Source organism: Enterobacter cloacae (genome assembly GCF_013375935.1).
GTDB classification, from domain to species: domain Bacteria; phylum Pseudomonadota; class Gammaproteobacteria; order Enterobacterales; family Enterobacteriaceae; genus Enterobacter; species Enterobacter pasteurii.
The window spans coordinates 112,399-138,443 of the sequence record NZ_CP056117.1 but is presented as its reverse complement, the minus strand read 5'-3'; the positions used below and the strand labels follow the sequence as shown (position 1 = coordinate 138,443).

The following is a 26,045-nucleotide window of genomic DNA, read 5'->3' as shown; positions in this document are numbered from 1 at the left end:
TCCATTTCACTAAAAAAAACGTCACCCTTTATCGTTTGGATTGAGGGCTGCTGTCAACCGTTGTTGCACTTCAAGCTGCAGGTCATTATTAAGGGCACGCCGGTCGGCGGTGGCGATTATAAATAAATCTTCTACTCGCTCGCCAATGGTTGTAATTCGGGCGCCGTGAAGCGAAATTCCCAGATCGGCAAAAACCTGGCCGACGCGGGCGAGCAGCCCCGGCTGGTCGAGTGCGATCAGCTCGAGGAACGATTTACGATCCGTATGGGTCGGCAGGAAATTGACCTCGGTATCGACGGTAAAGTGGCGCAATTTTGCCGGCTGGCGACGCGGCTGCGGTGGCTGCCAGCTGCGCTGGGTGATGGCCTGCTCAAGGCCGAAGCGTATCCCTTCATGCCTGTCCGCCGACAGCGGGCTGCCGTCCGGCTCCAGCACAATAAAGGTGTCCATCGCCATGCCGTCGCGGGTGGTAAAAATCTGCGCGTCGTGAACGCTCAGGTTACGCCTGTCCAGCTCGGCACAGACCGCGGCGAACAGATAAGGCCGGTCCGGGCTCCAGATAAAGATTTCCGTTCCGCCGCGCGTGGCCTGCGGGCTGAGCAGGATCATCGGCTTCGACAGGTCATGCTTCAGCAGATGCCGCGCGTGCCAGGCAAGCTGGTTTGGGCTGTGGCGCACAAAGTAGTTGGCGCGACAGCGCGCCCAAATCTGATGCAGCGCCTCTTCGTTAATGTTATCCATTCGCAGCAGCGCCAGCGCCTGCAGCTGGTGGTGGCGGACGCGCTCGCGCATGTCCGGCGTATTCTGCATCCCGCGACGCAGCTGTTTTTCAGTGGCGAAGTACAGCTCGCGCAGCAGGCTCTGCTTCCAGCTGTTCCACAGGGTTTCGTTGGTGGCGCAAATATCGGCCACCGTCAGGCAGACCAGATAGCGCAGGCGGTTCTCCGTCTGGACCTCTTCTGCAAACTGCTTGATCACTTCCGGATCCTGAATATCACGACGCTGTGCGGTTACCGACATCAGCAGGTGATGGCGAACCAGCCAGGCCACCAGCTGCGTTTCGCGCGAGTTCAGCCCATGCAGCTCGGCAAACTTCAGCACGTCCTGGGCACCCAGCACCGAGTGGTCACCGCCGCGACCTTTGGCGATGTCGTGGAACAGCGCGGCAATCAGGATCAGCTCCGGGTGCGCCAGGCGCGGCCACAGCTCAACGCACAGCGGATGGCGGGAACGGGTCTCTTCTTTGGCGAAACTTTCCAGCTTGAGCATGACGCGGATCGTGTGTTCATCCACCGTATAGGCGTGGAACAGATCGAACTGCATCTGCCCTACAATATGCGACCACTGCGGCATATAGGCCCACAGCACGCTGTGGCGGTGCATCGGCAGCAGCCCGCGGCTGACCGCGCCCGGATGACGGAGCATGCTCAGAAATAGCGAACGCGCCTCGGGGATGTAGCACAGCGGTTGCTTAAGATGACGTCGGGCATGGCGCAGGTGGCGCAGGGTGGTGGAGTAGATCCCGGTAATCGTGCTGTTGCGGACCATGGTGTAAAACATCCGCAGGATCGCTTCCGGTTCGCGGATGAACAGCGTTTCGTCGCGCAGATCGATCAGCGTGCCGCGCAGCTGAAACTCGTCATCAATCGGGCGCGGCTTTTCGTCCGCCGTCAGCGCGAGGATCGCTTCATCAAACAGCTGTAACAGCATCTGGTTCAGCTCAGTAACGCGGCGGGTGACGCGGAAGAAATCCTTCATCATCTGCTCGACCGGCTCGTTGCCTTCGCCCCGGTAATTCAGGCGCTGCGCAACGCTTAGCTGGCGGTCAAACAGCAGGCGGTTATCGTAGCGGGTTACTTCCAGATGCAGAGCGAAACGGATGCGCCAGAGCAGATGCAGGCACTCATTGAGTTCGTTACGTTCGGCCTCGGTCAGAAAACCAAAGCCGACCATTTCGTCCAGCGATGTCGCGCCAAAATGGCGACGCGCGACCCACTGCAGCGTATGGATATCGCGCAGGCCGCCGGGGCTGCTTTTAATATCCGGTTCGAGGTTGTAGCTGGTGCCGTGATAGCGATGGTGGCGCTGGTTTTGTTCTTCGACCTTTGCGGCGAAGAATTTTTCGGAGGGCCAGAAGCCGTCGCTGAAAATGTGCTTTTGCAGCTCGAGGAACAGCGCCACGTCTCCAATCAGCAGACGGGTTTCAATCAGGTTAGTGGCGACGGTGAGATCGGATAACCCTTCCAGCAGACACTCTTCCAGCGTGCGCACGCTGTGGCCCACTTCCAGCTTCACGTCCCAGAGCAGGGTCAACAGCTCGCCAATTTTCTGCGCCCTGTCGTCCGGCAGCTTTTTACGGCTCAGGATCAGCAGGTCGATATCGGAGAGGGGGTGCAGTTCACCCCGGCCATAGCCCCCGACGGCAACCAGCGCGACGTCGCTAACCTGCCCGAAACCGTAGTCGATCCACAGACGTTGCAGGAGCTGGTCGATAAATTCAGTGCGGGCTTCAATAAGCTGCTCGGCCGATACGCCTGCGTCAAACGCGTTACCCAGCCAGCGATGGAAAACCGCCATGTGGGCTTTGATATGCGCGCAGGTCAGCTCATGCGGCGGCCAGACGCCCGGATTGTCAGGCTGGTCGGGGAGGGTGGGAAGTGCTGTGTTAGCATACTGTTCGGGTAATAGATTACTCATCGTGCGCCACCCATAAGAAAAAGCTATCGCCATTAAAAAAGCCGGCATTCGCCGGCTTCTTATCACTCAATGTTCGTCAGTATCGCCGGGATGGTGTCATCCTTGCGCAACGTCATAATTTCGCAGCCGTTGTCTGTTACCACAATAGTATGCTCGTACTGGGCAGACAAGCTTCTGTCTTTGGTTTTCACCGTCCAGCCATCCTTCATGGTGCGGATGCGGTAATCGCCCGCGTTGACCATCGGCTCGATAGTGAAGGTCATCCCTTTTTGCAGCACCACGCCGCCATCGTCTGCGTCATAGTGCAGCACCTGTGGCTCTTCATGGAAAACGCGGCCAATACCGTGACCGCAGTACTCGCGCACCACGGAGAAACCTTCCGCTTCCACAAATTTCTGAATAGCCGCACCAATGGTACGCAGGCGGATGCCCGGCTTAACCATCTTCAGCGCCAGGTAGAGGCTGTCCTGAGTGACTTTGCACAGGCGCTCGCCCAGAATAGTTGGCTTGCCCACGATGAACATTTTGGAGGTGTCGCCGTGGTAGTCGTCTTTGATGACGGTCACGTCGATATTAACGATATCGCCATCTTTCAGCAGTTTCTCGTTATCCGGGATGCCGTGGCAAACCACTTCATTGATTGAAATGCAGACGGATTTCGGGAAGCCGTGATAGCCGAGGCAGGCGGAGACCGCGTGCTGCTCGTTGACGATATAGTCGTTACAGATGCGATCCAGTTCGCCAGTGCTGACGCCCGGTTTCACATACGGTTCGATCATTTCCAGCACTTCCGCGGCCAGACGACCGGCGACGCGCATCTTTTCAATTTCTTCAGGTGTCTTAATAGAGATAGCCATGTAATCTGTCCATAGGTGTCGATTTTTTCGACAATACTAGTGTAAGTATTGTCAATGGTATCAGTCAGGCGCACCCCGTGCCAAATTGAGAATCATTAACAGCACACTCAGCCAACAATTATTGGTTTCCGACCGTGTTTTGTGGTATAAAGCGCGCCGGACTTCCGATCCATCTCAGATACACAGGCTGGACGGGAGCGACATATCTCACTTTGTGTAACAACACACACGTATCGGCACATATTCCGGGGTGCCCTTCGGGGTCGGTAATATGGGATACGTGGAGGCATAACCCCAACTTTCAATATAGAGGTTTTAAACATGGCAACTGTTTCCATGCGCGACATGCTCAAGGCTGGTGTTCACTTTGGTCACCAGACCCGTTACTGGAACCCGAAAATGAAGCCTTTCATCTTCGGCGCGCGTAACAAAGTTCACATCATCAATCTTGAGAAAACTGTACCAATGTTCAACGAAGCCCTGGCTGAGCTGAACAAGATCTCTTCCCGTAAAGGTAAGATTCTGTTCGTTGGTACTAAGCGCGCTGCAAGCGAAGCTGTGAAAGATGCTGCTAACAGCTGCGACCAGTTCTTCGTGAACCATCGCTGGTTGGGCGGCATGCTGACCAACTGGAAAACTGTTCGTCAGTCCATCAAGCGCCTGAAAGATCTGGAAACCCAGTCTCAGGACGGTACTTTCGATAAGCTGACTAAGAAAGAAGCGCTGATGCGCACTCGTGAACTGGACAAGCTGGAAAACAGCCTGGGCGGTATCAAAGATATGGGCGGCCTGCCAGACGCGCTGTTCGTAATCGATGCAGACCACGAGCACATCGCAATCAAAGAAGCTAACAACCTGGGTATCCCGGTATTCGCTATCGTTGATACCAACTCCGATCCGGACGGTGTTGACTTCGTTATCCCGGGTAACGACGACGCAATCCGTGCTGTTAGCCTGTACCTGAGCGCTGTAGCTGCTACCGTTCGTGAAGGCCGTTCCCAGGATCTGGCTTCTCAGGCGGAAGAAAGCTTCGTAGAAGCTGAATAATAAGGTTTTACCCCTTATTAGTACCGTGTATGAATAGGGGCCCATTATCGGCCCCTTTTTTCAATTTATACTGTTTGGCCCCGGCCGGGCAGTTCACATCTCCCGAGGATTTAAGAATGGCTGAAATTACCGCATCCCTGGTAAAAGAGCTGCGTGAGCGTACTGGCGCAGGCATGATGGATTGCAAAAAAGCGCTGACCGAAGCGAACGGCGACATCGAGCTGGCAATCGAAAACATGCGTAAATCCGGTGCGATCAAAGCAGCTAAGAAAGCAGGCAACGTTGCTGCTGACGGCGTGATCATCACCAAAATCGACGGCAACTACGGCATCATTCTGGAAGTTAACTGCCAGACTGACTTCGTTGCTAAAGATGCTGGTTTCCAGGCATTTGCTAACAAAGTTCTGGACGCAGCGGTTGCAGGCAAAATCACTGACGTTGAAGTGCTGAAAGCACAGTTCGAAGAAGAGCGTGTTGCGCTGGTTGCTAAAATCGGTGAGAACATCAACATCCGTCGCGTTGCTTCTCTCGAAGGTGACGTTCTGGGCTCTTACCAGCACGGCGCGCGTATCGGTGTTCTGGTTGCGGCTAAAGGCGCTGACGAAGAGCTGGTTAAGCAGCTGGCAATGCACATCGCTGCAAGCAAACCAGAATTCGTTAAGCCAGAAGACGTATCTGCAGAAGTCGTTGAGAAAGAGTACCAGGTTCAGCTGGACATCGCGATGCAGTCTGGTAAGCCAAAAGAAATCGCAGAGAAAATGGTTGAAGGCCGCATGAAGAAATTCACCGGCGAAGTTTCTCTGACTGGCCAGCCTTTCGTTATGGATCCAAGCAAGTCTGTTGCTCAGCTGCTGAAAGAGCACAACGCTGACGTGACTGGCTTCATCCGCTTCGAAGTGGGCGAAGGCATCGAGAAAGTTGAGACTGACTTCGCAGCAGAAGTTGCAGCAATGTCCAAGCAGTCTTAATGATTTAAAAGGAGCCGCCTGAGGGCGGCTTCTTTTTGTCACCCGTCACACGAAAATCAGACAGGTTGCTGTATCCCTGTGCTGATATGCGACATATCATGTCGCCAGAATTAACCCCCATCTTAATCGTTGACAGTCTCAGGAAAGAAACATGGCTACCAATGCAAAACCCGTGTACAAACGCATTCTGCTTAAGCTGAGTGGCGAAGCGCTGCAGGGATCGGAAGGCTTCGGTATTGACGCAAGCATCCTTGATCGCATGGCACAGGAAATCAAAGAACTTGTCGAACTGGGTATTCAGGTTGGCGTGGTCATTGGCGGTGGCAACCTTTTCCGTGGTGCTGGTCTGGCGAAAGCGGGGATGAACCGCGTTGTGGGCGACCACATGGGGATGCTGGCAACCGTGATGAATGGCCTGGCGATGCGTGATGCGCTTCATCGCGCCTATGTGAACGCCCGCCTGATGTCCGCTATTCCCCTGAATGGCGTATGCGATAACTACAGCTGGGCAGAAGCCATTAGCCTGCTGCGCAACAACCGCGTGGTGATCCTCTCCGCCGGTACGGGTAACCCGTTCTTTACCACCGATTCCGCCGCCTGCCTGCGCGGTATCGAAATTGAAGCCGATGTGGTGCTGAAGGCGACCAAAGTGGATGGCGTGTTTACTGCCGATCCGGCAAAAGATCCGTCTGCGACCATGTACGATCAGCTGAGCTATAGCGAAGTGCTGGATAAAGAGCTGAAAGTGATGGATCTTGCCGCCTTTACGCTGGCTCGTGACCACAAACTGCCGATTCGTGTCTTCAACATGAACAAGCCTGGCGCGCTGCGTCGCGTTGTAATGGGCGAAAAAGAAGGCACTTTGATCACGGAATAATTTCCGTCGGCGATAAATACAGGTAAGATTCCGCTTTATTTTGTAGTGGTATCTTACCCGGACACGCCTTTGGCGTTGTCATGAATTAAACGCGACTATACTTAGCACACCTGTAGTGCTGTGCTGGCGGATAGTCTGCCTGAGACAAGTTTTCAAGGATTCGTAACGTGATTAACGACATCAGAAAAGATGCTGAAGTACGCATGGACAAATGCGTTGAAGCGTTCAAAAACCAAATCAGCAAAATCCGTACTGGCCGCGCTTCCCCAAGCCTGCTGGATGGCATCATCGTTGAATATTACGGTACGCCAACGCCGCTGCGTCAGCTGGCGAGCGTGACGGTAGAAGACACCCGTACCCTGAAAATCAACGTATTCGATCGCTCTATGAGCCCGGCCGTTGAGAAAGCGATCATGGCATCTGACCTGGGTCTGAACCCAAGCTCAGCGGGCGCGGACATTCGCGTTCCACTGCCTCCGCTGACGGAAGAGCGTCGTAAAGACCTGATTAAAGTCGTGCGCGGTGAAGCTGAGCAGGGTCGCGTTTCCGTACGTAACGTGCGCCGTGATGCGAACGATAAAGTGAAAGCGCTGCTGAAAGAAAAAGAGATCAGCGAAGACGACGATCGTCGTTCACAGGACGATATTCAGAAAATGACTGATGCTGCTATCAAGAAAATTGATGCGGCGCTGGCAGAAAAAGAAGCGGAACTGATGCAGTTCTGATTTTCGCTGTACACTGATAAACGCCGTTCAGAAGGACATTAAGTCTTGCTGGCGGCGTTTTGCTTTTATCTGGTCAAACTTTGGGCATCTCATGAAGCATCTAACTCTTCTCGGCTCGACCGGCTCTATCGGTTGCAGCACTCTCGACGTTGTTCGCCATAATCCTGACAGCTATACCGTGACCGCGCTCGTGGCCGGGAAAAACGTGCAGCGAATGGTCGAGCAGTGCCTGGAGTTTACTCCCCGTTTTGCGGTGATGGATGATGAAGAGAGCGCCCGGCGGGTGAAAGCGCTGTTGCAGGAGCAGGGCAGCCGCACCGAGGTGCTTAGCGGGCAGCAGGCGGCTTGCGATATGGCGGCGCTGGATGAGGTTGATCAGGTGATGGCGGCAATCGTCGGGGCGGCGGGTCTTCTGCCGACGCTTGCCGCTATAGATGCGGGGAAAGATGTTCTGCTGGCGAACAAAGAGTCGCTGGTGACCTGCGGCCGCCTGTTTATGGAGGCGGTAAAACAGCGTGGGGCGCGTCTTTTGCCGGTCGATAGCGAGCACAACGCGATTTTTCAGAGTTTACCTCAACCTTTTCAGCAAAACCTGGGGTACGCTGACCTGGAGCAGAATGGCGTTGTATCGATTTTGCTTACCGGGTCTGGTGGCCCGTTCCGTGAAACGCCACTGTCTGAACTGAGCGCAATGACGCCCGATCAGGCGTGTCGTCATCCAAACTGGTCAATGGGGCGTAAGATCTCCGTCGATTCGGCCACCATGATGAACAAAGGTCTGGAATACATTGAAGCTCGCTGGCTGTTCAATGCGTCAGCGAAACAGATGGAAGTGCTGATACACCCGCAGTCGGTGATTCATTCAATGGTGCGCTATCAGGACGGCAGCGTGCTGGCTCAGCTGGGCGAACCGGATATGCGCACGCCGATTGCTCATACAATGGCGTGGCCGAACCGCGTGAAGTCGGGGGTAAAGCCCCTCGATTTTAGCAAGCTGACTTCACTGACGTTTAGCGAGCCTGATTACGACCGTTATCCGTGCCTGAAACTGGCGATGACGGCTTTCGATCGGGGGCAAGCGGCGACAACCGCACTCAATGCTGCCAATGAAGTGACCGTTGAAGCATTCCTGAATCAGCAGATCCGCTTTACCGACATCGCCGCGTTGAATTTATCCGTGCTGGAGATGATGGATTTGCGTGAGCCACAGAGCGTGGAAGAGGTGCTGGCGGTTGATGCACAGGCACGCAGTGTTGCGCGTAAACAAGTGACACGTCTCGCAAGCTGGTGATAAAGCAATCACTAGTCGTCGTGCTATTTGTTAGCGTTGGGCTTCGGTGATATAGTCTGCGCCACCTGATCGCAGGTATTTGGCTTTAAGTGGTCAGGTAAGCCGTGGTTTGACACGGCTTTTTTATGTATAGGCTTCAGTATTCCTGTGTACCGTTAAATCCTTTCAGGGACTAAAAACGCGTTATGTTGTCTGCGAATCAACCAATAAGCGAAAACTTGCCAGCACATGGCTGTCGTCATGTTGCAATCATCATGGATGGCAACGGCCGCTGGGCGAAAAGACAAGGGAAGATACGAGCCTTTGGGCATAAAGCTGGGGCGAAATCCGTTCGCCGCGCCGTTTCTTTTGCCGCCAATAACGGCATTGATGCGTTAACGCTCTATGCTTTTAGCAGTGAAAACTGGAATCGACCTGCGCAGGAAGTGACGGCGCTGATGGAACTGTTCGTGTGGGCGCTCGATAGTGAAGTAAAAAGCCTGCACCGCCACAACGTCCGCCTGCGTATTATTGGCGATACCAGTCGATTTAACTCACGTCTGCAGGAACGGATTCGCAAAGCAGAAGCGCTGACGGAAAACAATACCGGCCTGACGCTCAATATCGCGGCGAATTACGGCGGACGCTGGGATATTATCCAGGGTGTTCGGCATTTGGCTGAGCAGGTTCAGGAAGGGCTGTTAAGACCTGACCAGATTGATGAAGAGGCGCTGAGTCAGCAAATCTGCATGAATGAACTGGCACCCGTGGATTTGGTTATAAGAACAGGGGGGGAACATCGCATAAGTAACTTTTTGCTGTGGCAAATTGCCTACGCCGAACTTTACTTTACTGATGTTCTTTGGCCAGATTTTGATGAACAAGACTTTGAAGGTGCGCTGCATGCCTTTGCCAATCGAGAGCGTCGTTTCGGCGGCACCGAGCCTGGTGGCGATAACGCCTGATGGGGGTAGCTTTTGCTGAAGTATCGCCTGATTTCCGCTTTTGTATTAATACCCGTCGTCATCGCAGCGCTGTTTTTGCTGCCGCCGGTGGGATTCGCTATTGTTACGCTGGTGGTGTGTATGCTCGCCGCGTGGGAATGGGGGCAGCTTAGCGGCTTTACTTCGCGCACGCAGCGGGTATGGCTGGCGGTACTCTGTGGTTTTTTACTGGCCCTGATGCTGTTTACCTTGCCTGAATATCATCATGATGTTCATCAGCCGCTGGTGGCCGGATCCTTATGGATTTCGCTGGGCTGGTGGATTGCTGCGCTTGTTTTAGTGCTTTTCTATCCTGGCTCTGCGGCAATCTGGCGTAACTCTAAGGTGTTGCGCCTTATTTTTGGTCTGCTCACCATTGTGCCGTTTTTCTGGGGCATGGTCGCACTGCGCGCCTGGCACTATGACGAAAACCACTACAGCGGTGCGTTATGGCTGCTTTATGTGATGATTCTCGTCTGGGGGGCTGACTCCGGGGCCTATATGTTTGGTAAACTGTTCGGCAAACATAAACTGGCGCCGAAAGTTTCCCCGGGTAAAACCTGGCAAGGGTTCATCGGTGGCCTGTTTACGGCGGCGATCATCTCCTGGGGCTATGGCGTCTGGGCGAATCTGGAGGTTGCACCCTCAACGCTGCTGGTATGTTCGATTTTCGCGGCGCTGGCATCGGTACTGGGTGATTTAACCGAGAGTATGTTTAAGCGTGAAGCAGGGATTAAGGACAGTGGTCACCTGATTCCAGGACATGGCGGAATACTGGATCGCATTGACAGCCTGACAGCGGCTGTTCCAGTGTTTGCTTGCCTGCTTTTACTGGTGTTTGGGACGATATAACGGAAGGTTTTATGCTGAGCATTCTCTGGAATCTGGCGGCGTTCATTGTTGCACTGGGTGTACTGATTACCGTGCATGAATTTGGCCATTTCTGGGTTGCCCGGCGCTGTGGTGTACGGGTGGAGCGATTCTCGATTGGCTTTGGCAAATCGCTCTGGAAGCGCACCGATAAGCATGGCACCGAGTTTGTCATTGCTCTGATTCCCCTGGGCGGCTACGTCAAAATGCTCGACGAACGCGTCGAGCCTGTCGCTCCGGAACTTCGACACAGCGCGTTTAACAACAAAACCGTTGGACAACGTGCTGCCATCATCGCTGCCGGCCCGGTAGCCAATTTCATCTTCGCTATCTTCGCCTACTGGCTGGTATTCATCATCGGCGTGCCTGGCGTACGCCCGGTTGTGGGTGAAATCACCTCCGGTTCTGTTGCGGCGACGGCGCAAATTACACCGGGGATGGAACTTAAAGCGATTGATGGTATCGAAACCCCTGATTGGGATGCCGTGAGGTTACAGCTGGTTGCCAAAATTGGTGATGAGCAGACGACCGTCAGCGTATCGCCATTTGGTTCCGAGCAGCGGCAGGATAAAGTGTTGGATTTACGCCACTGGAGCTTCGAGCCTGACAAAGAGGACCCTGTCGCTGCACTGGGTATTCGACCGCATGGTGCCCAGATCGAGCCGGTATTAGCTGAAGTACAGGCCAATTCGGCGGCAAGTAAAGCGGGTTTACAAGCGGGTGACAGGATCGTTAAAGTCAATGGTCAGCCATTAACACAATGGATGACCTTTGTTACTCTGGTGCGCGATAATCCTGGCAGACCGCTCGCGCTGGAAGTGGAAAGGCAGGGGAGTCCGCTCTCACTGACCCTCACCCCGGATACCAAATCGGGCAGCGGTAAGGCGGAAGGGTTTGCTGGCGTCGTGCCGAAAGTGATCCCACTGCCAGACGAGTACAAGACAATACGCCAGTATGGGCCGTTTAGCGCCATCGTTGAGGCCACGGATAAAACATGGCAGCTGATGAAGCTAACGGTCAACATGTTGGGGAAACTGATTACCGGTGATGTCAAACTGAACAACCTCAGTGGGCCAATTTCGATTGCTCAGGGGGCTGGGATGTCAGCGGAGTTCGGGGTGATTTACTATCTCATGTTCCTTGCGCTGATTAGCGTGAACCTGGGGATAATCAACCTGTTCCCGCTTCCCGTGTTAGATGGGGGCCATCTGCTGTTTTTAGCGATCGAAAAGCTAAAAGGCGGACCGGTATCCGAGCGAGTTCAAGACTTTAGTTATCGCATTGGCTCGATTTTGCTGGTGCTGTTAATGGGGCTTGCACTTTTCAATGATTTCTCTCGGTTGTAAGAGAGTTAGTTAGGAAGAACGCATAATAACGATGGCGATGAAAAAGTTGCTCATAGCGTCGCTGCTGTTTAGCAGCGCCACCGTATACGGTGCTGACGGGTTCGTAGTGAAAGACATTCATTTCGAAGGCCTTCAGCGTGTCGCCGTTGGTGCGGCCCTCCTCAGTATGCCTGTGCGCCCCGGCGATACGGTTAATGATGAAGATATCAGTAACACCATCCGTGCTCTGTTTGCCACCGGCAACTTTGAGGACGTTCGCGTCCTGCGCGATGGTGATACGCTGGTGGTTCAGGTAAAAGAACGTCCAACGATTGCCAGCATCACTTTCTCCGGCAACAAGTCGGTGAAAGATGACATGCTCAAGCAAAACCTTGAGGCATCGGGTGTTCGTGTGGGGGAATCTCTGGACCGCACTACCCTTGCAGACATTGAAAAAGGTCTGGAAGACTTCTACTACAGCGTCGGTAAATACAGCGCGAGCGTGAAGGCGGTTGTTACTCCGCTGCCGCGTAACCGTGTTGACCTGAAACTGGTCTTCCAGGAAGGTGTTTCTGCGAAGATCCAGCAGATCAACATCGTGGGGAACCACGCGTTCAGCACCGACGAACTGATCTCCAACTTCCAGCTGCGGGACGAAGTGCCGTGGTGGAACGTGGTGGGCGATCGTAAATACCAGAAACAGAAGCTGGCGGGCGACCTTGAAACCCTGCGCAGCTACTATCTGGATCGCGGTTACGCCCGCTTCAATATCGATTCAACTCAGGTGAGCCTGACGCCGGACAAAAAAGGTATCTACATTACCGTTAACATCACAGAAGGCGATAAGTACACGCTTTCAGGTGTAGAGGTAAGTGGAAACCTGGCAGGGCATTCGGCTGAAATTGAATCCCTGACCAAAATTCAGCCAGGCGATCTCTATAGCGGCTCCAAAGTCACCAAAATGGAAGACAGCATTAAGAAGCTGCTCGGCCGTTATGGTTATGCTTACCCGCGCGTACAAACGCAGCCGGAAATCAACGACACGGATAAAACCGTTAAGCTTCACGTTAACGTTGATGCGGGCAACCGTTTCTACGTGCGTAAGATCCGCTTCGAAGGCAACGATACCTCCAAAGACTCCGTTCTGCGTCGCGAAATGCGCCAGATGGAAGGGGCATGGCTGGGTAGCGATCTGGTAGACCAGGGTAAAGAGCGTCTGAACCGTCTGGGCTACTTTGAAACGGTCGATACCGATACTCAGCGCGTTCCGGGCCGTCCGGATCAGGTTGATGTCGTTTATAAAGTCAAAGAGCGTAACGCCGGTAGCTTCAACTTCGGTGTCGGTTACGGTACTGAAAGCGGCGTGAGCTTCCAGGTCGGTGTTCAGCAGGATAACTGGCTGGGTACAGGTTACTCTGTCGGTATCAACGGGACCAAAAACGACTACCAGACCTACTCTGAGTTCTCCGTAACTAACCCATACTTCACCGTTGACGGTGTAAGCTTGGGCGGTCGTATCTTCTACAACGACTTTAAAGCGGACGACGCGGACCTCTCTACGTATACCAACAAGAGTTACGGTCTGGACGGTACGCTCGGCTTCCCGGTTAACGAATACAACACCCTGCGTGCTGGTTTAGGTTACGTGCATAACGACCTGTCCAACATGCAACCGCAGGTGGCGATGTGGCGTTATCTGGACTCTATCGGTCAGTCGGCAAGTACGTCCAGCGATAACAACGGTTTCGCTGCGGATGACTTCACCTTCAACTACGGTTGGACCTACAACCGCCTTGACCGTGGCTTCTTCCCGACGGAAGGTTCACGCGTCAACCTGAACGGTAAAGTGACCATTCCTGGCTCTGATAACGAGTTCTATAAGGTTACGCTGGATACGGCGTCCTACTTCCCAATTGATGACGATCACAAGTGGGTCGTTCTGGGACGTACCCGTTGGGGCTACGGTGACGGTATCGGAAGCAAAGAGCTGCCGTTCTATGAGAACTTCTACGCCGGTGGTTCAAGCACCGTGCGCGGCTTCCAGTCTAATAACATCGGTCCGAAAGCGGTGTATTACGGCGGTAATGACGAAGATAACTGCGCAAGCCGTGATTCAAAACAGGTCTGTAGCTCTGATGACGCTGTAGGCGGTAACGCCATGGCCGTGGCGAGCCTCGAGTTCATCACGCCGACGCCGTTTATCAGCGACAAGTACGCGAACTCTGTCCGTACCTCCTTCTTTATGGATGCTGGTACGGTGTGGGACACCAACTGGGAGAACACCGCCCAGATGCGTGCTGCGGGAGTTCCAGACTACAGCGATCCGGGCAATATTCGCATGTCCGCAGGTATCGCATTACAATGGATGTCACCGCTGGGGCCGTTGGTCTTCTCCTACGCCCAGCCGTTCAAGAAATACGATGGAGACAAAGCGGAGCAGTTCCAGTTTAACATTGGTAAAACCTGGTAATAATCCGCTGCAAAGGAATGCGTTGGCAGTGTAGCGCTGACAACCGGCGATCGGTAACACGGTCGCCTTGCCACGCAAAGAACGGCACCCCTCGGGTGCCAATGGGATGGTAAGGAGTTAATTGTGAAAAAGTGGTTATTAGCTGCAGGTCTCGGTTTAGCGATGGCAACTTCCGCTCAGGCAGCGGACAAAATTGCAATCGTCAACATGGGTAATTTGTTCCAGCAGGTTGCACAGAAAACCGGTGTTTCTGCAACGCTGGAAAACGAATTCAAAGGCCGTGCGAGCGAGCTGCAACGTATGGAAGGCGATCTTCAGTCTAAAATGCAGCGTTTACAGCGTGATGGTTCTACCATGAAAGCGAGCGAGCGCAGCAAACTGGAAAAAGACGTCATGTCTCAGCGCCAGACCTTCTCTCAGAAAGCTCAGGCTTTCGAGCAGGATCGTCAGCGTCGTTCTAACGAAGAGCGTGGCAAGCTGGTGACTCGCATTCAGTCTGCCGTTAAAGCAGTAGCAGCCGATCAGAGCATCGATCTGGTTGTTGATGCGAACGCCGTTGCATTCAACAGCAGCGATGTTAAAGACATCACCGCTGATGTTCTGAAACAGGTTAAATAAGTAATGCCTTCAATTCGACTGGCTGATTTAGCTCAGCAGTTGGATGCAGAATTACACGGTGATGGCGATGTCGTCATCACCGCTGTTGCGTCCATGCAATCTGCTAAAGCAGGCACTATTACCTTCATGGTAAGCCCTAAGTACCGTGAACACCTGGCTCAGTGCCAGGCGTCTGCCGTTGTTCTGACGCAGGACGATCTTCCGTTTGCCACTAGCGCTGCACTGGTAGTGAAAAATCCCTACCTGACGTATGCACGCATGGCGCAAATTCTTGATACCACGCCGCAGCCGGCGCAGAACATTGCAGCCAGTGCTGCGATTGATCCGACGGCTCAGCTGGGTAACAACGTGGCGGTCGGCGCAAACGCCGTTATCGAATCCGGTGTGATGCTGGGCGATAACGTGGTGATTGGACCTGGCTGCTTTGTTGGAAAAAATACAAAAATTGGCGCAGGGACTCGTCTGTGGGCCAATGTGTCTGTCTATCATGAGGTTGAGATTGGCGAGAATTGTCTCGTACAGTCCAGCACGGTGATTGGTTCTGACGGATTTGGTTACGCCAACGATCGGGGTAACTGGGTTAAGATCCCTCAGCTGGGTCGCGTGATTATCGGCGATCGTGTTGAGATCGGGGCTTGCACAACCATTGACCGTGGTGCGCTCGACGACACCATTATTGGTAACGGTGTTATCATAGACAACCAGTGCCAGATTGCACATAACGTTGTGATTGGCGACAATACCGCAGTTGCGGGTGGTGTTATCATGGCAGGCAGCTTGAAAATTGGCCGTTACTGCATGATTGGCGGTGCCAGCGTGATCAATGGCCATATGGAAATATGCGACAAAGTCACGGTGACGGGAATGGGCATGGTGATGCGTCCAATCACTGAACCAGGCGTTTATTCCTCGGGCATTCCGCTGCAACCGAACAAGGTATGGCGTAAAACAGCTGCACTGGTGATGAATATTGATGATATGAGCAAGCGACTCAAAGCGATTGAGCGCAAAATCGATCAACAAGACTAAGCGTTCATCCGTTTAACGCTAAATTTCCCGGCCTGTCGGCTTTGTTTATAAACCGGCAGGCCGTGTTATTATTGCTACTTAGTACATTTGACAGGAAGAGTATTTTGACTACTGACACTCATACTCTGCATATTGAAGAGATTTTAGAACTTCTGCCGCACCGCTACCCGTTTTTGCTGGTAGACCGTGTGCTGGATTTTGAAGAAGGTCGTTTTCTGCGCGCAGTGAAAAATGTCTCCGTTAACGAGCCGTTCTTCCAGGGGCACTTCCCTGGTAAGCCTATCTTCCCGGGGGTATTGATCCTGGAAGCGATGGCACAGGCTACCGGTATTCTGGCGTTTAAAAGCGTTGGAAAACTGGAGCCGGGTGAACTCTATTACTTCGCGGGTATCGATGAAGCGCGCTTCAAGCGTCCGGTCGTGCCTGGTGATCAAATGATCATGGAGGTCACTTTTGAAAAAACGCGTCGCGGCCTGACTCGCTTCAAAGGCGTAGCTATGGTTGACGGCAAAGTTGTTTGCGAAGCAACAATGATGTGTGCGCGTAGCCGGGAGGCCTGATACGTGATTGATAAATCCGCCTTTATTCATCCTACCGCTATTGTGGAAACGGGTGCCATCATTGGTGCTAACGTTCACATTGGCCCGTTTTGTATTGTTGGACCCCATGTCGAAATTGGTGAGGGTACAGTACTGAAATCTCACGTTGTGGTGAATGGTCATACCACCATTGGCTGCAACAATGAGATCTATCAGTTCGCCTCCATCGGCGAAGTTAACCAGGATCTTAAGTATGCTGGCGAACCGACCCGCGTGGAAATCGGCGATCGTAACCGCATTCGCGAAAGCGTCACCATTCATCGTGGCACAACGCAGGGCGGTGGAGTGACGAAGGTGGGCAGCGACAACCTGTTTATGGTTAATGCGCATATTGCGCATGACTGTAACGTCGGTAGCCGCTGTATCCTCGCCAACAACGCAACGCTGGCGGGGCACGTATCGGTCGATGATTTTGCAATTATTGGCGGCATGACCGCGGTCCATCAGTTCTGCATCATTGGTGCGCACGTGATGGTCGGCGGATGCTCCGGTGTGGCGCAGGACGTCCCACCGTTCGTGATTGCGCAGGGCAACCATGCCACGCCGTTTGGCGTGAACATCGAAGGCCTTAAGCGTCGTGGCTTCAGCCGCGAAGCGATTACGGCGATCCGCAACGCGTACAAATTGCTGTACCGTAGCGGTAAAACGCTGGAAGAGGCGAAGCCGGAAATTGCCGAACTGGCGAATAAGCACCCTGAAGTGAATACGTTCATGGAGTTCTTTGAACGTTCAACCCGTGGTCTGATTCGTTAATGGTCGACAGTCGTCCGCTTACCATAGCCCTGGTCGCCGGAGAAACCTCCGGCGATATTCTTGGTGCAGGTCTTATCCGCGCGCTTAAAGCCCGTGTACCCAATGCCCGCTTTGTCGGCGTGGCTGGCCCGCTGATGCAGGCCGAAGGCTGTGAAGCCTGGTATGAAATGGAAGAGCTGGCCGTGATGGGCATCGTCGAGGTGCTGGGTCGCCTGCGCCGTTTGCTGCACATTCGTGCCGACCTTACCCGCCGTTTTACCGATCTCAAACCCGATGTGTTTGTCGGTATTGATGCACCTGATTTCAATATCACCCTTGAAGGGAGCCTGAAAAAGCAGGGTATCAAAACTATCCATTACGTCAGTCCGTCCGTCTGGGCGTGGCGACAGAAACGCGTTTTCAAAATCGGACGGTCCACCGATCTGGTGCTGGCTTTTCTGCCTTTCGAAAAAGCGTTTTACGACAGATTCAATGTCCCGTGCCGTTTTATCGGTCATACCATGGCGGATGCGATGCCGCTGGATCCGGATAAAAACGCGGCGCGTGATGCGCTGGGCATTCCACATGATGTGCACTGTCTGGCGCTGCTGCCGGGAAGCCGTGGTGCTGAAGTTGAAATGCTCAGCGCCGATTTCCTGAAAACGGCACAAATTCTCCGCAACACTTATCCCGATCTTGAAGTGGTCGTGCCGCTGGTGAATGCCAAACGCCGCGAGCAGTTTGAGCGTATCAAAGCTGATGTTGCTCCGGATCTCCACGTCCGCCTGCTGGACGGGAAAGGACGGGAGGCCATGTTTGCGAGCGATGCCGCACTGCTGGCTTCCGGCACGGCTGCGCTGGAGTGTATGCTAGCAAAATGCCCGATGGTGGTCGGTTATCGCATGAAGCCGTTTACCTTCTGGCTGGCAAAACGTCTGGTGAAAACAGAGTACGTCTCGCTGCCAAACCTGCTTGCGGGTCGCGAACTGGTGAAAGAGCTTTTGCAGGATGAGTGCCAGCCGCAGGCGCTGGCTGATGCACTGCTGCCGCTGCTGGCAAACGGCAAGACCAGCCACCAGATGCACGAAACGTTCCGTGAGCTGCATCAACTGATCCGCTGTAATGCTGATGAGCAGGCGGCCGATGCGGTGCTGGAGTTAGCAAAATGATGGAATTTATTTATCCTCATACGCACCTTGTTGCCGGTGTGGATGAGGTCGGACGCGGCCCGTTAGTGGGGGCCGTGGTGACCGCAGCGGTGATTCTCGATCCAGCGCGCCCGATTATTGGTCTGAACGACTCAAAAAAACTAAGTGAAAAGCGCCGCCTGGCGCTGTTCGATGAAATTAAAGAGAAGGCGCTGGCCTGGAGTATCGGGCGCGCAGAGCCGAATGAGATTGACGATCTGAATATTCTGCACGCCACCATGCTGGCAATGCAGCGTGCTGTCGCTGGCCTGAAGATTGTGCCTGAGTATGTGCTGATCGACGGTAATCGTTGCCCGGCGCTGCCGATGCCTTCACTGGCCGTCGTTAAAGGCGATAGCCGCGTCGCAGAAATCAGCGCGGCGTCAATCATTGCCAAGGTGACACGCGATGCCGAAATGGCCGCGCTGGATCTCACTTATCCTGCGTATGGTTTTGCCCAGCACAAGGGATATCCAACCGCTTTCCATCTGGAAAAGCTGGCTGAACATGGCGCAACTGAACATCATCGGCGCAGTTTCGGCCCGGTGAAACGTGCGCTGGGACTGGTGTCCTGAATCAAGACGCAAGCAATTAAGTAACGCGGAATCTGAAGATGGCTGAACCACGTTTCGTACACCTGCGGGTGCATAGCGACTACTCCATGATCGATGGGCTGGCAAAGACCGGGCCGCTGGTAAAAAAGGCGGCCTCGCTCGGCATGCCTGCGCTGGCGATCACCGATTTTACCAACCTGTGTGGCCTGGTGAAGTTCTACGGAACGGCGCATGGTGCAGGCTTAAAGCCCATCGTTGGCGCGGACTTTCACGTACAGAGCGAGCAGCTCGGCGATGAGATGACGCAAATTTCCGTGTTAGCCATGAATAACACGGGCTATCAGAACCTCACTCTGCTGATCTCAAAGGCCTACCAGCGCGGCTACGGCGCACTGGGGCCGTGGATTGACCGTGACTGGCTGGCGGAGCTGAACGAAGGGTTGCTGCTGATCTCCGGTGGCCGTATGGGCGATGTCGGCAAATGTCTGCTGCGCGGCAACAGCGCGCTGGTGGATCAGTGCGTGTCGTTCTACGAAGAGTATTTCCCGAATCGCTATTACCTTGAGCTGATCCGCACCGGGCGAGCGGACGAAGAGAGCTACCTGCATGCTGCCGTAGCCCTTGCCGAAGCGCGCGGGCTGCCCGTGGTGGCAACCAACGACGTACGCTTCCTTGAGTCTGGCGATTTTGACGCCCATGAAATCCGCGTCGCTATCCACGACGGCTTTACCCTTGACGATCCGAAACGCCCGCGCAACTACTCGTCGCAGCAGTACATGCGCAGCGAAGAAGAGATGTGCGAGCTTTTCTCGGACATCCCGGAAGCGCTGGAAAACAGCGTAGAGATAGCCAAGCGCTGTAACGTCACCGTACGTCTCGGCGAATATTTCCTGCCGCAGTTCCCGACAGGTGACATGACCACGGAAGATTTCCTGGTCATGAAATCGAAAGAGGGCCTTGAAGAGCGTCTGGAATTCCTTTTCCCGGATGAAGCGGTCCGTAAAGAGAAGCGTCCTGAGTATGATGAGCGCCTGGATATTGAGCTCCAGGTCATCAACCAGATGGGATTCCCTGGCTACTTCCTGATCGTGATGGAGTTCATCCAGTGGTCGAAGGATAACGGCGTACCGGTTGGTCCGGGGCGTGGTTCCGGTGCCGGCTCGCTGGTGGCGTATGCGCTGAAAATCACCGACCTCGATCCGCTGGAATTCGACCTGCTGTTCGAACGCTTCCTTAACCCGGAACGTGTCTCCATGCCCGACTTCGACGTCGACTTCTGCATGGAAAAACGCGATCAGGTTATCGAGCACGTGGCCGATATGTACGGCCGTGATGCGGTTTCGCAGATCATTACCTTCGGTACGATGGCGGCGAAAGCGGTTATCCGCGACGTGGGCCGCGTGCTGGGGCACCCGTACGGTTTTGTCGATCGCATCTCTAAGCTGGTACCGCCCGATCCGGGCATGACGCTGGCTAAAGCGTTTGAAGCCGAACCTCAGCTGCCGGAAATATACGAAGCCGACGAAGAGGTCAAAGCGCTGATCGACATGGCGCGCAAGCTGGAAGGCGTCACGCGAAATGCCGGCAAGCATGCGGGGGGCGTGGTTATCGCCCCGACCAAAATTACTGACTTTGCGCCGCTGTACTGTGACGAAGCGGGCCAGCATCCTGTTACCCAGTTCGACAAGAACGACGTGGAATATGCCGGGCTGGTGAAGTTCGACTTCCTCGGCCTGCGTACGCTCACCATCATCAACTGGGCGCTGGAGATGATCAACGCCCGCCGCGAGAAGAACGGCGAGCCGCCGCTGGATATCGCGGCTATCCCGCTTGATGACAAGAAAAGTTTCGACATGCTGCAACGCTCGGAGACGACAGCCGTTTTCCAGCTTGAATCCCGCGGCATGAAAGATCTGATTAAACGTCTCCAGCCTGACTGCTTCGAAGATATGATCGCGCTGGTGGCGCTGTTCCGCCCCGGCCCGCTGCAGTCGGGGATGGTAGATAACTTTATTGACCGTAAGCACGGGCGCGAAGAGATTTCCTATCCGGACGTGCAGTGGCAGCACGAAAGCCTGAAACCGGTACTGGAGCCGACCTACGGCATCATCCTGTATCAGGAACAGGTTATGCAGATAGCCCAGGTGCTTTCCGGCTATACCCTTGGCGGCGCGGACATGTTGCGTCGTGCGATGGGGAAGAAAAAGCCGGAAGAGATGGCCAAGCAGCGTTCCATCTTTGAGGACGGGGCGAAGAAAAACGGCGTCGACGGCGAACTGGCGATGAAAATCTTCGACCTGGTGGAGAAGTTCGCCGGGTACGGATTTAACAAATCCCACTCTGCCGCCTATGCTTTGGTGTCGTATCAAACGCTGTGGCTGAAGGCGCACTATCCCGCTGAGTTTATGGCGGCGGTAATGACTGCCGATATGGACAACACCGAAAAGGTCGTTGGCCTGGTGGACGAGTGCTGGCGCATGGGGCTTAAGATCCTGCCGCCGGATATCAACTCCGGGCTGTATCATTTCCACGTTAACGAACACGGGGAAATCGTCTACGGGATCGGCGCGATCAAGGGCGTCGGTGAGGGGCCGATCGAGGCGATCATCGAAGCTCGTAACAACGGCGGTTACTTCCGCGAGCTGTTCGATCTCTGCGCCCGTACCGATACCAAAAAACTGAACCGCCGCGTGCTGGAAAAACTGATCATGTCCGGCGCGTTCGACAGGCTGGGGCCGCACCGCGCCGCGTTGATGAACTCGCTCGGCGATGCGTTGAAGGCGGCCGATCAGCACGCAAAAGCGGAAGCCATTGGCCAGGCGGATATGTTTGGCGTGCTGGCGGAAGAGCCAGAGCAGATCGAGCAGTCCTATGCCAGCTGCCAGCCGTGGCCAGAACAGGTGGTGCTGGATGGTGAGCGTGAAACGTTAGGTTTGTACCTGACGGGGCACCCTATCAACCAGTATCTCAAAGAAATTGAGCGCTATGTCGGCGGCTACAGGCTTAAAGACATGCATCCGACAGAACGTGGTAAAATCACCACGGCTGCGGGGCTCGTGATTGCTGCAAGGGTAATGGTCACCAAGCGCGGCAATCGTATCGGCATCTGTACACTGGATGACCGTTCCGGGCGTCTGGAGGTGATGTTGTTCACCGACGCGTTGGATAAATACCAGCAATTGCTGGAAAAAGACCGCATACTTATCGTCAGCGGACAGGTCAGCTTTGATGACTTCAGCGGGGGGCTTAAAATGACTGCCCGCGAAGTGATGGACATTGACGAAGCCCGGGAAAAATATGCTCGCGGGCTTGCTATCTCGCTGACGGACAGGCAAATTGATGACCAGCTTTTAAACCGACTCCGTCAGTCTCTGGAACCCCACCGCTCGGGGACAATTCCAGTACATCTCTACTATCAGAGGGCGGATGCACGTGCGCGGTTGCGCTTTGGTGCAACGTGGCGTGTCTCTCCGAGCGATCGTTTACTGAACGATCTCCGTGGCCTCATTGGTTCGGAGCAGGTGGAACTGGAGTTTGACTAATACAGGAATACTATGAGTCTGAATTTCCTTGATTTCGAACAGCCGATTGCAGAGCTGGAAGCGAAAATCGATTCTCTGACAGCGGTGAGCCGTCAGGATGAAAAACTGGATATTAACATCGACGAAGAAGTGCATCGTCTGCGTGAAAAAAGCGTAGAACTGACGCGCAAAATCTTTGCCGATCTCGGCGCATGGCAGATCGCCCAGCTGGCGCGTCATCCACAGCGTCCGTACACCCTGGATTATGTCCGCCTGGCGTTTGACGAATTTGACGAACTGGCCGGCGACCGCGCATACGCTGACGATAAAGCTATCGTCGGCGGTATCGCGCGTCTGGATGGACGTCCGGTGATGATCATTGGTCATCAGAAAGGTCGTGAAACCAAAGAGAAAATCCGTCGTAACTTCGGTATGCCGGCACCAGAAGGCTACCGTAAAGCCCTGCGTCTGATGGAGATGGCTGAGCGTTTCAATATGCCAATCATCACCTTCATCGACACGCCTGGCGCTTACCCGGGTGTCGGCGCAGAAGAGCGCGGTCAGTCTGAAGCCATCGCACGCAACCTGCGTGAGATGTCTCGCCTGAAAGTGCCCGTCATCTGTACCGTTATCGGTGAAGGTGGCTCCGGCGGCGCGCTGGCGATTGGCGTGGGCGATAAAGTGAATATGCTGCAGTACAGCACCTATTCCGTTATCTCTCCGGAAGGCTGTGCTTCCATTTTGTGGAAAAGCGCCGACAAAGCGCCTCTGGCTGCCGAAGCGATGGGCATCATTGCCCCACGTCTGAAAGAGCTGAAGCTTATCGACACCGTCATCCCTGAACCGCTGGGTGGCGCGCACCGCAAGCCGGAAGTCATGGCCGCGTCCCTGAAAGCGCAGCTGCTGGCTGACCTGGCGGACCTGGACGTGCTGAGCAAAGAAGATTTGCTCAATCGCCGTTATCAGCGCCTGATGACCTACGGTTACGCATAAGCCTCACAATTATCCTAAAAGCCGCACATTGTTGCGGCTTTTTTTATACCTGCCGTTTACCTTAACTATGCTTATCTGATGTTTTTCAAGGAGGTAAACCATGAACATCATTGCCATCATGGGGCCACACGGCGTCTTTTATAAAGACGAACCCATCAAGGAGCTGGAGCAAGCCCTTACCGCACGCGGATATCAGCTGATCTGGCCGCAAAACAGCGCCGACCTGCTGAAATTCATCGAACACAATCCGCGCATCTGTGGCGTGATATTCGACTGGGACGAATACGACATGGAGCTGTGCAGCGATATCAATAAGCTCAACGAATACCTTCCGCTGTACGCCTTTATCAACACGCATTCGACCATGGACGTCAGCGCTCACGATATGCGCATGGCGCTGTGGTTCTTCGAATACTCTCTCGGCGTTGCCGAGGACATTGCGATCCGCATTCAGCAGTACACCGGCGAATACCTTGATAACATCACGCCGCCGTTTACGCGCGCGCTGTTTACCTATGTTAAGGAAGGAAAGTACACCTTCTGTACGCCGGGCCATATGGCGGGGACGGCCTATCAAAAAAGTCCGGTGGGCTGCCTGTTCTATGATTTCTTTGGCGGCAACACGCTGAAAGCGGACGTGTCGATTTCGGTGACCGAGCTGGGCTCTCTGCTGGATCATACCGGCCCGCATCTGGAAGCCGAGGAGTACATAGCCCGCACCTTTGGCGCCGAGCAAAGCTACATGGTGACCAACGGCACCTCGACGTCGAATAAAATCGTCGGGATGTACGCCGCGCCTGCCGGCAGCACGCTGCTGATTGACCGAAACTGCCACAAGTCGCTGGCGCATCTGCTGATGATGAGTGACGTAGTGCCGCTCTGGCTGTCGCCAACGCGCAACGCGCTCGGCATTCTTGGCGGCATTCCACGCCGCGAGTTCACGCGTGCCGCCATCGAAAAAAAGGTCGCGGCGATACCGGAGGCTGGCTGGCCCGTCCATGCGGTGATCACTAACTCGACCTATGACGGGCTGCTGTACAACACGAACTGGATCAAGCAGACGCTGGACGTGCCGTCGATCCACTTTGATTCCGCCTGGGTGCCTTACACCAATTTCCATCCGATTTATTCGGGTAAAAGCGGAATGAGCGGCGAGCGCGTGCCGGGAAAAGTATTCTTCGAAACGCAGTCGACGCACAAAATGCTGGCCGCGTTTTCCCAGGCGTCCCTTATTCACATCAAGGGCGAGTACGACGAGGACACCTTCAACGAAGCCTTTATGATGCACACGACCACGTCGCCGAGCTACCCGCTGGTGGCCTCCATCGAAACGGCGGCGGCGATGCTGCGCGGCAATCCCGGTAAACGCCTGATTAATCGTTCGGTGGAGCGGGCGCTGCATTTCCGTAAGGAGGTCCAGCGGCTGAAAGATGAAGCGGACGGCTGGTTCTTTGATATCTGGCAGCCGGAAGAGATCGACGAGGCGGAGTGCTGGCCCGTCGCGCCAGGTGAAAGCTGGCACGGCTTCCGGGATGCCGATGCGGATCATATGTTCCTCGATCCGGTTAAGGTGACGATCCTGACGCCGGGCATGGATGAGCAGGGCGTAATGGGTGATGAAGGGATCCCGGCCGCGCTGGTAGCGAAATTCCTCGACGAGCGTGGCGTGGTGGTGGAGAAGACCGGCCCCTACAATTTGCTGTTCCTGTTCAGTATCGGGATCGATAAAACCCGCGCGATGGGTCTGCTGCGCGGGTTGATGGAGTTCAAGCGCGCGTACGATCTGAACCTGCGGGTGAAGAACATGCTGCCCGACCTCTATGCGGAAGATCCTGACTACTATCGCAATATGCGCATTCAGGATCTGGCTCAGGGGATCCACAGGCTGATCCGCCAGCACGATCTGCCGCGCCTGATGCTCCAGGCGTTTGACGTCCTGCCCGAAATGAAGCTGACGCCGCACAGGGCGTGGCAGCAGCAGGTGAAAGGCGAGGTTGAAACCGTTGAGCTGGAAAATCTGGTCGGCCGGGTATCGGCCAACATGATCCTGCCTTATCCGCCGGGCGTACCGCTGCTGATGCCGGGCGAAATGATCACCGAAAAAAGCCGGGCGGTGCTCGATTTTCTGCTGATGCTCTGTTCGGTAGGGCGCCACTATCCGGGGTTTGAGACGGATATTCACGGTGCGAAACGCGATGAAAACGGAGTGTACTGGGTGCGAGTCCTAAAATAAAGGGGGCTGCTTGCCAGCGGCGGGCTGTCGGTTGTAACGTGCAGGACATCATAAAAAGGAGAAGCTATGCTGGGTTTAAAACAGGTTCACCATATTGCGATCATCGCCACCGATTACGCGAAAAGTAAGGCATTCTACTGCGACATCCTCGGCTTTACGCTGATGAGCGAGGCTTACCGCGAAGAGCGCGACTCCTGGAAGGGCGATCTGGCGTTAAACGGGCAATATGTCATTGAGCTGTTCTCTTTTCCTTTCCCGCCTGCGCGTCCGTCGCGCCCGGAAGCCTGCGGCCTGCGCCACCTGGCCTTCAGCGTCGATGACCTGGACAGTGCGGTAAAACATCTGGAAGCCCACGGCGTGGCCTGTGAAGCGATTCGTGTCGATCCCTTTACCGATAAACGTTTCACTTTTTTCAACGATCCGGACGGCCTGCCGCTGGAGCTTTATCAGCAGTAATTGCCTTCATGTGTGATAATGCCCGTTCAGTTCG

21 protein-coding genes are annotated in these 26,045 nt (G+C 54.6%); 19 read left to right on the top strand and 2 right to left on the bottom strand.

What is annotated here, in order from left to right; translation table 11 throughout:
• Positions 1–21: 21 nt before the first annotated feature.
• Together glnD and map are read right to left on the bottom strand one after the other, a co-directional pair.
• On the bottom strand, positions 22–2,697 hold the full coding sequence (glnD, locus tag HWQ14_RS00645) for a bifunctional uridylyltransferase/uridylyl-removing protein GlnD (protein ID WP_148420139.1): 2,676 nt from the start codon (positions 2,695–2,697) through the stop codon (positions 22–24).
• 62 nt (positions 2,698–2,759) lie between these two features.
• The gene (gene map / locus HWQ14_RS00640; RefSeq protein WP_148420140.1) at positions 2,760–3,554 is read right to left on the bottom strand and encodes a type I methionyl aminopeptidase; all 795 of its coding nucleotides are present in this window, start codon (positions 3,552–3,554) and stop codon (positions 2,760–2,762) included.
• Between the two features lie 321 nt (positions 3,555–3,875).
• Between map and rpsB the strand changes: the two genes are divergently transcribed.
• The 19 genes from rpsB (at position 3,876) to HWQ14_RS00545 (ending at position 26,011) form a co-directional block, all read left to right on the top strand.
• Positions 3,876–4,601, top strand: coding sequence for a 30S ribosomal protein S2 (rpsB, locus tag HWQ14_RS00635; protein WP_003856207.1), 726 nt, complete (start codon positions 3,876–3,878; stop codon positions 4,599–4,601).
• A 116-nt stretch (positions 4,602–4,717) separates the two neighbouring features.
• The gene (gene tsf, locus HWQ14_RS00630) at positions 4,718–5,569 is read left to right on the top strand and encodes a translation elongation factor Ts (protein ID WP_003856196.1); all 852 of its coding nucleotides are present in this window, start codon (positions 4,718–4,720) and stop codon (positions 5,567–5,569) included.
• Positions 5,570–5,720: 151 nt separating this feature from the next.
• Entirely contained in the window at positions 5,721–6,446 is a 726-nt protein-coding gene (gene pyrH, locus HWQ14_RS00625; RefSeq protein ID WP_008501910.1) for a UMP kinase, read from the top strand.
• 167 nt (positions 6,447–6,613) lie between these two features.
• Positions 6,614–7,171: a ribosome recycling factor gene (frr, locus tag HWQ14_RS00620; RefSeq protein WP_003856180.1), complete on the top strand. Its 558-nt coding sequence runs from the start codon at positions 6,614–6,616 to the stop codon at positions 7,169–7,171.
• 91 nt (positions 7,172–7,262) lie between these two features.
• A complete protein-coding gene (gene ispC / locus HWQ14_RS00615) occupies positions 7,263–8,462 on the top strand; it encodes a 1-deoxy-D-xylulose-5-phosphate reductoisomerase (protein WP_176608673.1) in 1,200 nt (399 codons plus the stop codon).
• A 185-nt stretch (positions 8,463–8,647) separates the two neighbouring features.
• The gene (ispU, locus tag HWQ14_RS00610) at positions 8,648–9,406 is read left to right on the top strand and encodes a (2E,6E)-farnesyl-diphosphate-specific ditrans,polycis-undecaprenyl-diphosphate synthase (protein WP_047051280.1); all 759 of its coding nucleotides are present in this window, start codon (positions 8,648–8,650) and stop codon (positions 9,404–9,406) included.
• Positions 9,407–9,418: 12 nt separating this feature from the next.
• Complete coding sequence (cdsA, locus tag HWQ14_RS00605) at positions 9,419–10,276, top strand: phosphatidate cytidylyltransferase (RefSeq protein WP_176608672.1); 858 nt, start codon at positions 9,419–9,421, stop codon at positions 10,274–10,276.
• An 11-nt stretch (positions 10,277–10,287) separates the two neighbouring features.
• On the top strand, positions 10,288–11,640 hold the full coding sequence (rseP, locus tag HWQ14_RS00600) for a sigma E protease regulator RseP (RefSeq protein WP_148420143.1): 1,353 nt from the start codon (positions 10,288–10,290) through the stop codon (positions 11,638–11,640).
• Positions 11,641–11,671: 31 nt separating this feature from the next.
• On the top strand, positions 11,672–14,089 hold the full coding sequence (gene bamA / locus HWQ14_RS00595) for an outer membrane protein assembly factor BamA (RefSeq protein ID WP_176608671.1): 2,418 nt from the start codon (positions 11,672–11,674) through the stop codon (positions 14,087–14,089).
• 123 nt (positions 14,090–14,212) lie between these two features.
• Positions 14,213–14,707, top strand: coding sequence for a molecular chaperone Skp (gene skp / locus HWQ14_RS00590; RefSeq protein WP_006810039.1), 495 nt, complete (start codon positions 14,213–14,215; stop codon positions 14,705–14,707).
• 3 nt (positions 14,708–14,710) lie between these two features.
• Complete coding sequence (lpxD, locus tag HWQ14_RS00585; protein WP_176608670.1) at positions 14,711–15,736, top strand: UDP-3-O-(3-hydroxymyristoyl)glucosamine N-acyltransferase; 1,026 nt, start codon at positions 14,711–14,713, stop codon at positions 15,734–15,736.
• A 104-nt stretch (positions 15,737–15,840) separates the two neighbouring features.
• The gene (fabZ, locus tag HWQ14_RS00580; protein ID WP_003856165.1) at positions 15,841–16,296 is read left to right on the top strand and encodes a 3-hydroxyacyl-ACP dehydratase FabZ; all 456 of its coding nucleotides are present in this window, start codon (positions 15,841–15,843) and stop codon (positions 16,294–16,296) included.
• A 3-nt stretch (positions 16,297–16,299) separates the two neighbouring features.
• Positions 16,300–17,088 (top strand): acyl-ACP--UDP-N-acetylglucosamine O-acyltransferase, encoded by a 789-nt coding sequence (gene lpxA, locus HWQ14_RS00575; protein WP_148420146.1) that lies wholly within the window; start codon positions 16,300–16,302, stop codon positions 17,086–17,088.
• Positions 17,088–18,236 carry a lipid-A-disaccharide synthase gene (lpxB, locus tag HWQ14_RS00570; RefSeq protein ID WP_176608669.1) on the top strand — a complete coding sequence of 383 codons (1,149 nt, stop codon included), beginning with the start codon at positions 17,088–17,090 and terminating at the stop codon, positions 18,234–18,236. Before lpxA ends, lpxB begins: the two co-directional genes overlap by 1 nt.
• A complete protein-coding gene (rnhB, locus tag HWQ14_RS00565) occupies positions 18,233–18,829 on the top strand; it encodes a ribonuclease HII (RefSeq protein ID WP_176608668.1) in 597 nt (198 codons plus the stop codon). The genes lpxB and rnhB overlap by 4 nt, the downstream gene beginning before the upstream one ends.
• Before the next feature lie 38 nt (positions 18,830–18,867).
• On the top strand, positions 18,868–22,350 hold the full coding sequence (gene dnaE, locus HWQ14_RS00560) for a DNA polymerase III subunit alpha (protein ID WP_176608667.1): 3,483 nt from the start codon (positions 18,868–18,870) through the stop codon (positions 22,348–22,350).
• A 12-nt stretch (positions 22,351–22,362) separates the two neighbouring features.
• Positions 22,363–23,322: an acetyl-CoA carboxylase carboxyl transferase subunit alpha gene (gene accA, locus HWQ14_RS00555; RefSeq protein WP_013095666.1), complete on the top strand. Its 960-nt coding sequence runs from the start codon at positions 22,363–22,365 to the stop codon at positions 23,320–23,322.
• 100 nt (positions 23,323–23,422) lie between these two features.
• Entirely contained in the window at positions 23,423–25,555 is a 2,133-nt protein-coding gene (locus HWQ14_RS00550; RefSeq protein ID WP_176608666.1) for a lysine decarboxylase LdcC, read from the top strand.
• A gap of 66 nt (positions 25,556–25,621) precedes the next feature.
• On the top strand, positions 25,622–26,011 hold the full coding sequence (locus HWQ14_RS00545) for a VOC family protein (protein ID WP_148420151.1): 390 nt from the start codon (positions 25,622–25,624) through the stop codon (positions 26,009–26,011).
• Positions 26,012–26,045 lie beyond the last annotated feature (34 nt).

Bases quoted from the DNA above. Each gene is read 5' to 3' on its own strand.
- glnD (WP_148420139.1), bottom strand. From the start codon at position 2,697: ATGAGTAATCTATTACCCGAACAGTATGCTAACACAGCACTTCCCACC.
- map (WP_148420140.1), bottom strand. From the start codon at position 3,554: ATGGCTATCTCTATTAAGACACCTGAAGAAATTGAAAAGATGCGCGTC.
- rpsB (WP_003856207.1), top strand. From the start codon at position 3,876: ATGGCAACTGTTTCCATGCGCGACATGCTCAAGGCTGGTGTTCACTTT.
- tsf (WP_003856196.1), top strand. From the start codon at position 4,718: ATGGCTGAAATTACCGCATCCCTGGTAAAAGAGCTGCGTGAGCGTACT.
- pyrH (WP_008501910.1), top strand. From the start codon at position 5,721: ATGGCTACCAATGCAAAACCCGTGTACAAACGCATTCTGCTTAAGCTG.
- ispC (WP_176608673.1), top strand. From the start codon at position 7,263: ATGAAGCATCTAACTCTTCTCGGCTCGACCGGCTCTATCGGTTGCAGC.
- ispU (WP_047051280.1), top strand. From the start codon at position 8,648: ATGTTGTCTGCGAATCAACCAATAAGCGAAAACTTGCCAGCACATGGC.
- rseP (WP_148420143.1), top strand. From the start codon at position 10,288: ATGCTGAGCATTCTCTGGAATCTGGCGGCGTTCATTGTTGCACTGGGT.
- bamA (WP_176608671.1), top strand. From the start codon at position 11,672: ATGGCGATGAAAAAGTTGCTCATAGCGTCGCTGCTGTTTAGCAGCGCC.
- lpxD (WP_176608670.1), top strand. From the start codon at position 14,711: ATGCCTTCAATTCGACTGGCTGATTTAGCTCAGCAGTTGGATGCAGAA.
- lpxB (WP_176608669.1), top strand. From the start codon at position 17,088: ATGGTCGACAGTCGTCCGCTTACCATAGCCCTGGTCGCCGGAGAAACC.
- rnhB (WP_176608668.1), top strand. From the start codon at position 18,233: ATGATGGAATTTATTTATCCTCATACGCACCTTGTTGCCGGTGTGGAT.
- dnaE (WP_176608667.1), top strand. From the start codon at position 18,868: ATGGCTGAACCACGTTTCGTACACCTGCGGGTGCATAGCGACTACTCC.
- accA (WP_013095666.1), top strand. From the start codon at position 22,363: ATGAGTCTGAATTTCCTTGATTTCGAACAGCCGATTGCAGAGCTGGAA.
- HWQ14_RS00550 (WP_176608666.1), top strand. From the start codon at position 23,423: ATGAACATCATTGCCATCATGGGGCCACACGGCGTCTTTTATAAAGAC.
- HWQ14_RS00545 (WP_148420151.1), top strand. From the start codon at position 25,622: ATGCTGGGTTTAAAACAGGTTCACCATATTGCGATCATCGCCACCGAT.